The sequence below is a fragment of the Cyanobium sp. BA20m-p-22 genome, from assembly GCF_024346275.1.
Lineage (GTDB): Bacteria > Cyanobacteriota > Cyanobacteriia > PCC-6307 > Cyanobiaceae > Cyanobium_A.
In genome coordinates this window covers 1-5,451 of sequence record NZ_JAGQCQ010000261.1, presented here as the reverse complement: position 1 = coordinate 5,451, position 5,451 = coordinate 1, and the positions used below count along the sequence as shown (strand labels likewise).

At 64.8% G+C, this 5,451-nt stretch carries 6 protein-coding genes and 1 pseudogene; all 7 read right to left on the bottom strand.

Translation table 11 applies throughout. The features are described 5' to 3' along the window. Positions 1-22 precede the first annotated feature (22 nt). Positions 23-1,897 (bottom strand): NAD(P)H-quinone oxidoreductase subunit F, encoded by a 1,875-nt coding sequence (locus KBZ15_RS17600; RefSeq protein WP_255016525.1) that lies wholly within the window; start codon positions 1,895-1,897, stop codon positions 23-25. 115 nt (positions 1,898-2,012) lie between these two features. Then, entirely contained in the window at positions 2,013-2,483 is a 471-nt protein-coding gene (locus KBZ15_RS17595; protein ID WP_254930616.1) for a ferritin-like domain-containing protein, read from the bottom strand. A 5-nt stretch (positions 2,484-2,488) separates the two neighbouring features. After that, positions 2,489-3,043, bottom strand: a complete 555-nt coding sequence (locus KBZ15_RS18595; RefSeq protein ID WP_315859923.1) for a BMC domain-containing protein — start codon at positions 3,041-3,043, stop codon at positions 2,489-2,491. A 62-nt stretch (positions 3,044-3,105) separates the two neighbouring features. Further along, positions 3,106-3,357: a carboxysome peptide B gene (locus KBZ15_RS17585; protein ID WP_254930615.1), complete on the bottom strand. Its 252-nt coding sequence runs from the start codon at positions 3,355-3,357 to the stop codon at positions 3,106-3,108. After that, positions 3,357-3,638: a carboxysome peptide A gene (locus KBZ15_RS17580; RefSeq protein WP_197149937.1), complete on the bottom strand. Its 282-nt coding sequence runs from the start codon at positions 3,636-3,638 to the stop codon at positions 3,357-3,359. Before KBZ15_RS17580 ends, KBZ15_RS17585 begins: the two co-directional genes overlap by 1 nt. Before the next feature lies 1 nt (position 3,639). Next, positions 3,640-5,136, bottom strand: coding sequence for a carboxysome shell carbonic anhydrase (locus KBZ15_RS17575; RefSeq protein WP_255016523.1), 1,497 nt, complete (start codon positions 5,134-5,136; stop codon positions 3,640-3,642). 7 nt (positions 5,137-5,143) lie between these two features. Further along, positions 5,144-5,451, bottom strand: a pseudogene (locus KBZ15_RS17570) (carboxysome shell protein); the annotation flags it as partial.

Sequence of the window (5,451 nt, the reverse complement as noted above, 5' to 3'; positions counted from 1 at the left end):
CAGGCTCAGCATCTTGTTCTCCTCATCCGTGCAGCCACTGCAGCGGCAACCACTGCAGCGAGGCCAGCAGCAACAGGATCGCCGCAAGCACCGTCAGCACATAGCTCTGCAGCTGGCCGCTCACCCCTAGCTTGAGACCCTCGGCGCTGGCCAGCGACAGCCGGCCGATCCCGTTCACCAGGCCATTCACCAGGGTCTGGTCGATCCAGTTCGAGAGCCGGGCCAGACCCGCCACCGCCGCCACGATCGTGGCGCGGTAGATCCGGTCGGTGTAGAAGTCGGAGGCGAGCAGGTCCTGCAGCAGCCGCAGCGACCGGGTCATCGAGCGGGACCAGAACTTGTTCAGGGGCACCAGGGAGCCGCCCACCGCCCCCACCAGGCCGCTGGCGCTAACGGCCAGGGCCACGGGCCAGGAGAAGGAGGCGATGCCGGGCACCGAATCGATACGCGCCATCAGCAGGGGCATCAGCACAACGAGCACCGTCAGGCTGACCATCGGCAGGGCCATCAGCCAGTTCACCTCGGGGGCGCGCTTGGTTTTGGGCAGGGCCGGGCCCATGAACACATGGCGGAATACCCGGATGAAGTTGAAGGCTGTCAGACCGTTGGTCAGCAGCAGCACGGCGGCAAAGAAGGGGTACTCGCTGGCAAATCTCTCCAGCAGCAGCCCGAAGCACCAGAAGCAGCCCAGGGGCAGCAGGCCCACCAGGCCGGCGCTGCCCACCAGGTATGCGGTGGTGGTGGCGGGCATACGGGAGCCGAGGCCACCGAGTTCGGTCAGGTCCTGGCAGCTGGTGGTGGCGATGATGCTGCCCACGCTCATGAAGATCAGGGCCTTGGCCAGGCCGTGGGCAAACAGCAACAGCATGGCAATCCCCGGCTGCTGCAGGGCGATGGCGATGAACACCAGCCCCAGGTAGGAGGTGGTGGAGTAGGAGAAGGCCCGTTTGATATCCACCTGGGCTATCGCCACCAGGGCGCCGGCCACCGCACTGATCGTGCCTACCACCAGCAACACGGTGGTGGCCAGGGGTGAGAAGCGCAGCAGCGGCATCACCTTGATCAGCACCAGGGCGCCGGCGGTGACGACAACCGAATTGCGCAGGATCGAGGCCGGATTCGGGCCCTCCATCGCCTCATCGAGCCAGAGGTGCATGGGGAACTGGGCGCACTTGCCCATGGGCCCGGCGATCAGCCCCAGCCCCAGCAGGGTGCCGGCCAGGGGGGTGAGGGCGCCGCTGGCGTCAGCATCAGCCGCCCAGGCGTAGAGATCGCCGAATTCCATCGAGCCAGCCCAGGCCGAAAGGGCAACCATGCCCATCAGCAGCAGCACATCGCCCACCCTTTTGGTGAGGAAGGCATCGCGGGCAGCGGTCACCACCAGGGGCTGGGCATACCAGAAGCCCACCAGCAGATAGGTGGAGAGGGTGAGCATCTCCAGGAGGAAGTAGCTCATGAACAGGCTGCTGCTCAGCACCACGCCGGCCAGGGCCCCTTCAAAGAAACCCACCAGGGCATAGAAACGGGCCAGGGCCCATTCCTTATCGAGGTAACCGAGGGCATAAACCTGGCCCAGCAGGCTCATGCCGGTGACCAGCTCAAGCGCCGCCAGGTTGGTGAGCGAGAGATCAAAGCCGATGCGCAGGTCGAGATCGGCGGCCTGGAACCAGCCGAATTCCAGGTGCTGGGGGCCGATTGTCCAAACCTGCTGGAGGATCAGACTGCCGTGGATCACAGCCAGCAGGGTCACCAGCAGGTTGAGGTAGGCGGCCGGACGCGGGCCGTTGCGCCTAAACCAGCCGGCCGCCCAAGGCAGCGACAGCACCATGCCACTGAACCCGTAGAGGGGGACCATCCAGACCAGCTGGATCGACAGTGGCAGGGGTTCGGCGGACAAGGGGAATAGGGCTTCGTGCAGCAGAGTTCAGGATGAAGCGGAGCAGCGGTGGCGGCCCCCAGATAGGTCTTGGCCTATGGACCTAGTCTAGAGCCGGGTGATTTAACTAGTTGCATTAAAAGGTGGCCCGCTCCATCGAAGGGGCGCTGGCACTGGCCCCGAGGCTGGCCAGCCAGGCGCGCAGATCTTCGCCGTGGTGTTGTTCGTCTGACCAAAGGGCCTCAAAGAAGGCCTGGTTGTCGGAATCGCCCACCAGCATGCAGAAGCGCAAGGCCTCTGCGTAGTGATTGATCAGGGCGGCTTCCAGGTTGAGGTTGAGCCTCAGCAAGCCAACCAGGTCTGGGGCCTGACTGACGGGACTCAGCTGGGAAGCGGCCGGCACCACACCCAGGGCCAGCATGCGCTGGATGATCCGCTCCGCATGCTGCATTTCCTCCACGGTTTCGCGGCGAAAGCGCTCTGCTGCCTCTGGATCGCCCCAAAGCTCCACAAGGGAGCCCTGGGTCATGTACTGCTGCACAGCCGAGAGTTCAAGGCTCAGGGCGCGACCGAGATAACCCAGGACGCGCGGATGAACGGCGCCCATGGGAATCAAAGACGGCGGGTGGCTTCAGTGGCGATCAGGGCGGGCTCCACTTCACTGTGGGGGCGGGCAATGATGTGGGCGGCGACCAGGCCGTCGCCCACGCGCTCGCAGGCATCGGCGCCGGCCCTGACGGCTGCGTTGACAGCACCGGTTTCACCCCGGACCATCACGGTGACATAGCCGCCGCCCACAAATTCACGGGCGATCAGGGTGACTTCCGCAGCCTTGGTCATGGCGTCGGCGGCCTCAATGGCAGGCACCAGGCCACGGGTTTCAATCATGCCGAGGGCAATGCCCTGAATGGAAGGAGCCATGGCTTTGTTGCTCGAAGGGGTGGATGGACGATTGGTACCGGCGCCGCCACCGGTACGGGAACGGGAACCGGCGACGGCGGTGCGGGGCTTGCTAGCCGCCGGTTTTGCTGCGGCCAGGGCCTTGGGGGCCCCCGCCGCAGCATCTGAACTGGCCGCCCCAGGTGCCGCTGCCGCTGCCACTTCCGCCGCCGCGGAGGCGGGGGCGGCAGTGGCAGCGGGATCGCTTTGGGGGGTGGGGGTGGCCATGGCTCAGGGGTAGGGGGCTGGTGGGAAGGCAGGTCGAACGGACAGCGAATTATCCGGGCGACCTAGCCGTCTGGCTCCCAGAAATCGATGATTCCGCCGATCGTTAGATCGGTCTGCACCTCGGGATTGCCGCAGGCAAAGCGGGCCGCCGAGCCGCTGGCAGTGAAGACCCAGTTGCCGGGGGAAGCCCCCACCGGATCAACGGCGACGCTGAGCTTGCCCTTGTTGTTGCGCAGGATGCGCAGATTGGAATGGTTAAGGCCAGCCACCCGTTGGCTGCACACCAGTGAACCGGTGACCTGCATGATTTCCATCAAGAAACCCCTCCCGCAGGAGCTGGGGCTTTGCCGGCATCCGGATCCCAGTGGTCAATGATGCCAACGATAGTGAGGTCGCTGGGATAGGACTTACTGCCGGCAGCTTCCCGGGCAGCGGAACTGCCAACGCAGATCACCCAGTCGCCAGGAATGCAGCCGACCGCATCGACGGCGACCTTCTGGCTGCTGCCATCGAGAACAACCTGTAGGTGCTTGTGCTCGAAATCGGGGATGCGGTTGGTAGAGACCAGGGGTTTGACCACCTTGCAGATCAACATTTCAGTGTCCTCCTGCGCTCGCGAACGTGATAGTGGAACCTACCGCCTCTGCAGGGGTATGGCGGTCCTGCTCGCGAATTGTTAGGAGCGCGTGCAGCAACCCCTGGCTGAATAGATCGGCATAGCGGCTTTCAATGGCGGCCTGCACCCGCTGGCAGCGGCGGATGGCGCGGTCGCGGGCCCCGGGCACTTGACCGTTGTAATCAAAACGCACCACAACCGGCACTGGCAGGCCGCGGGAAACGTTGAGACCCTTGAAGATCTTGATGCCCACATCTAAATCAGGGGCCCCTTCTTCCACCGTATCCAGGTAGGCGAAATAGGTGAGATTGCGCAAATGGATCTCCTTAAAACCAATCCCCACACCGATAAACCGCTCGGCGTGACCCGCATCTAAGTAACTGCCGCCATGGACTTGGCGCACATAGTCAATCTGGGAGAGGTTGTTCTCCAGCAACCTGGCAACCAGCTTCACCATGCCAGGGTCGGGGCAGCTGGCCGCAGCCTCTTCCACCATCGCCTCAATTCGGGCCCGGCCGCCATCGCTGCTGAGCTTGCAGGTGGCTTCATAGACGGACTGGGCATCGAGCCAGCGCTCCAGATTGGTGCTGCCATCGAGGCCTGGCACGTGCACGCGGATGGCGTCGGTGTCGGTGTCGATGCCCATCAGCAGCAGATCCACCGAGGCTCCGCAGCAGAAGCTGTTCTCCACCGCCTGCTGAAAATCCTTCAGCCGGGCGAGACCACAGGAGGCCGCCAGGCCATCGTCGCTGCCATGGGCCGCGCAGCCCTCGTGGCTGGGATCCTTAGAGCTGAAGTGGTAGAGCACCACCTTGAGGTAGCGGGTGTCGTCGTGGGCTGGATTGGGCAGCCCCTCGCGGTAGCGACGGTGCTCGGTCTTGACCCACCGGTTCACCGTGTTCTCCACGTCAAACAGGGCTCCGGCATGGGAGCGGCGCCTCACCGAGCTAAAGGGAAGCCTCAGGGCGTAGGCCACCGCATGGGCCAGCCGGCCATCGGAGCAGGGGGTGATGTCGAGCAGATGGAAGCCACAGGAGAGCAGGAAAGCGTTGAAGGCCTCCGCTGCAGTGCTGCCGGGCTTGCCGGCCAGGGGATCCTGCTGAAAGAAGGCCTCGCTGGTCTGCTCGTAGGTTTCGAATACACACCAGGCAAACAGGGTGGCCATGTCGAGCTGACTCACCCAAGCCTTCTCCAGAATCGGCAAGGGCAAGGCAAAGCCAAGCTCCAATAGGGCTAGACGCTGGGCCTGCTCGATGAAATCAGCCTCGTGCTGGAGCGCCGAAAGGCGCTTGAGCAGGGGCACGATGCGATCAAAAGCACCCTTCACCCGCTCGTCGTAGGCCTGCAGGGTCCCATTCGCCTGGCGGTCGGTGAGGGGATGGATCCCTGCTCCGCTGGCGGCGCCACCGAGGGGCCGGCGGCGGGGAGCCGTTGGGGCCATCGGGCGATACGGAGTGGCGGTGGGACGACGGGGCATCAGGGATTCAGCCGCGGGCTCCACCGGAAACCGTGATCAGGGAGCCAGCAGTGGTGCTGCCACTGGAGCCAGTCACCCGGCAGACGGGCTCGGGCTTCTCCTCGTTGCGCTTGGCCTGGAAGCTGGGCATGGCCTGCATCGAACCGGGCCTGGTGGGGTTGCGGCGGCGGGCCGAAACACCTTCGGTGCCCGTGACCCGATCACCCCGGTCCCAGTCATCGCCGGTGATCTTCAGGCCGGCTGAGATACCTTCGCCGGTGACCCGGGAGGTGGGGCGCTCGCCCTGCTCCCCAACTGGTGCTGCTTGAGCGCGTG

Bases quoted from the DNA above. Each gene is read 5' to 3' on its own strand.
- KBZ15_RS17585 (WP_254930615.1), bottom strand. From the start codon at position 3,357: ATGGAAATCATGCAGGTCACCGGTTCACTGGTGTGCAGCCAACGGGTG.
- KBZ15_RS17595 (WP_254930616.1), bottom strand. From the start codon at position 2,483: ATGGGCGCCGTTCATCCGCGCGTCCTGGGTTATCTCGGTCGCGCCCTG.
- KBZ15_RS17580 (WP_197149937.1), bottom strand. From the start codon at position 3,638: ATGTTGATCTGCAAGGTGGTCAAACCCCTGGTCTCTACCAACCGCATC.
- KBZ15_RS17575 (WP_255016523.1), bottom strand. From the start codon at position 5,136: ATGCCCCGTCGTCCCACCGCCACTCCGTATCGCCCGATGGCCCCAACG.
- KBZ15_RS18595 (WP_315859923.1), bottom strand. From the start codon at position 3,043: ATGGCCACCCCCACCCCCCAAAGCGATCCCGCTGCCACTGCCGCCCCC.